General features: G+C 54.7%; 2 rRNA genes. Both read right to left on the bottom strand.

The features are described from left to right. Positions 1-101: ribosomal RNA gene (rrf, locus tag N440_RS20295) — 5S ribosomal RNA — on the bottom strand; the annotation flags it as partial. A 126-nt stretch (positions 102-227) separates the two neighbouring features. Next, a 23S ribosomal RNA gene (locus tag N440_RS20290) occupies positions 228-1837 on the bottom strand; the annotation flags it as partial.

Here is a 1837-nt window from a genome sequence, read left to right as displayed (position 1 = left end):
TACTCTCGCATGGCTTGAGCCACACTACCATCGGCGCAGCTGCGTTTCACTTCCGAGTTCGGGATGGGATCGGGTGGTTCCACAGCGCTAATTTCACCAGGGAGGCTTTTGGAGAGTCGCACTCGTCCCTGTGGGACAAGGCGCCAGCCTCGCATAGTTCTTGTGACGTAGCGTGCACTTGGATGCTCTTACGACGCTGTCGTAAAGCCAAGGCAACTTGAGGTTATATGGTCAAGCCGCACGGATCATTAGTATCAGTTAGCTCAATACATTGCTGTACTTACACACCTGACCTATCAACCACGTAGTCTACATGGTTCCTTCAGGGGGCTTGTGCCCCGGGAGATCTCATCTTGAGGCGCGCTTCCCGCTTAGATGCTTTCAGCGGTTATCGCTTCCGAACATAGCTACCCGGCAATGCCACTGGCGTGACAACCGGAACACCAGAGGTTCGTCCACTCCGGTCCTCTCGTACTAGGAGCAGCCCCTCTCAAATCTCCAACGCCCATGGCAGATAGGGACCGAACTGTCTCACGACGTTCTGAACCCAGCTCGCGTACCACTTTAAATGGCGAACAGCCATACCCTTGGGACCGACTACAGCCCCAGGATGTGATGAGCCGACATCGAGGTGCCAAACACCGCCGTCGATATGAACTCTTGGGCGGTATCAGCCTGTTATCCCCGGAGTACCTTTTATCCGTTGAGCGATGGCCCTTCCATACAGAACCACCGGATCACTAAGTCCTAGTTTCCTACCTGCTTGATCCGTCGATCTTGCAGTCAAGCACGCTTATGCCTTTGCACACAGTGCGCGATGTCCGACCGCGCTGAGCGTACCTTCGAGCTCCTCCGTTACTCTTTAGGAGGAGACCGCCCCAGTCAAACTACCCACCATACACGGTCCCCGACCCAGATAATGGGCCCAGGTTAGAACGTCAAGCACGACAGGGTGGTATTTCAAGGATGGCTCCACTGCAGCTAGCGCCACAGTTTCATAGCCTCCCACCTATCCTACACAGACGAACTCAACGTTCAGTGTAAAGCTATAGTAAAGGTTCACGGGGTCTTTCCGTCTTGCCACGGGAACGCTGCATCTTCACAGCGATTTCAATTTCACTGAGTCTCGGGTGGAGACAGCGCCGCTGTCGTTACGCCATTCGTGCAGGTCGGAACTTACCCGACAAGGAATTTCGCTACCTTAGGACCGTTATAGTTACGGCCGCCGTTTACTGGGGCTTCGATCAAGAGCTTCGCCTTGCGGCTGACCCCATCAATTAACCTTCCAGCACCGGGCAGGCGTCACACCCTATACGTCCACTTTCGTGTTTGCAGAGTGCTGTGTTTTTGATAAACAGTCGCAGCGGCCTGGTTACTGCGACCCTCTTCAGCTATAGCTCGCACGAGCCACCAAAAAGGGTGCACCTTCTCCCGAAGTTACGGTGCCATGTTGCCTAGTTCCTTCACCCGAGTTCTCTCAAGCGCCTGAGAATTCTCATCCTACCCACCTGTGTCGGTTTACGGTACGGTCTGCGTAAGCTGAAGCTTAGGAGCTTTTCCTGGAAGCGTGGTATCAGTGACTTCGCCTTAAAGGCTCGTCTCGGTGCTCGGTCTTAAAGGATCCCGGATTTGCCAAAGATCCAAACCTACCGCCTTTCCCCAGGACAACCAACGCCTGGTACACCTAACCTTCTCCGTCCCTCCATCGCACTTACGCGAGGTGCAGGAATATTAACCTGCTTCCCATCGACTACGACTTTCGTCCTCGCCTTAGGGGCCGACTCACCCTGCGCCGATTAACGTTGCGCAAGGAAACCTTGGGCTTTCGGCGTGCGGG

The organism is Stenotrophomonas sp. CC22-02 (genome assembly GCF_004365115.1).
Classification (GTDB): Bacteria; Pseudomonadota; Gammaproteobacteria; order Xanthomonadales; family Xanthomonadaceae; genus Stenotrophomonas; species Stenotrophomonas forensis.
Note: the sequence above shows the minus strand (reverse complement) of the source record. Positions and strands in the feature narration are given on the sequence as shown.